This window comes from Burkholderia sp. Bp9142 (genome assembly GCF_003853415.1).
Classification (GTDB): domain Bacteria; phylum Pseudomonadota; class Gammaproteobacteria; order Burkholderiales; family Burkholderiaceae; genus Burkholderia.
Window position 1 is genome coordinate 1 of sequence record NZ_QTPP01000105.1, and the last position, 665, is coordinate 665.

General features: G+C 59.4%; 1 protein-coding gene. It reads left to right on the forward strand.

What is annotated here, in order from left to right; translation table 11 throughout:
- Nucleotides 1–665 (forward strand): 3-oxoacyl-ACP synthase (locus DIE22_RS37845; protein ID WP_124607554.1); only part of this gene is annotated, 665 nt, incomplete at both ends.

The following is a 665-nucleotide window of genomic DNA, read 5'->3' on the forward strand; positions in this document are numbered from 1 at the left end:
GTCCATACCGCTTACTACCTGCCTGAGCCGGTCGATGACGTTCGCAGCTGGGGCCAACGAACGAAACAGTCCGCCGAGACCATCAAACGCCTCGAAGAAGCGGGGGTGTGCTCGTTCTATGACGCACGAGGACAGACTGCCCTTTCTCTAGCCGCTAATGCCATCAAATCGCTCATTCATACGACCCGGCTTGCGCCTGACACGATCGACTTTCTTGTCTACGTTCATACGCTTCAAGGGAGCGTTGCCCCACCACCGCTATCCTTGCCTCGCCTGCTATGTGAACGCTTTGGTTTCGAGCAGACGGAGACATTTTCGTTTGCGCAACAGCATTGCGCCTCATCACTGGGCGCGCTACGGATCATTCGCGCGATGTTTGCCGCCCGTCCGACTATCAACCGCGGCCTGCTCGTCGGCGCAGACGCCATGCCCCTCGCAAGCGAACGGGCAATTGCCGGCGCCGGATTACTCAGCGACGGCGCATGTGCTGCGCTCGTCGAACGCGATGCTTCTGTCAATCGATTGGTCTCGCTGGCGTTTCACGCGAGCGGAGAAGGTTGGCGTGGCACACTCGAACAAGATGAATCGCGTTTCGCAGCTCAGTACTTCTTTGCGGCGCGTCGACTCGCGACGCAAACGAGCGCCGAAGCAAATGTGCCACCGGC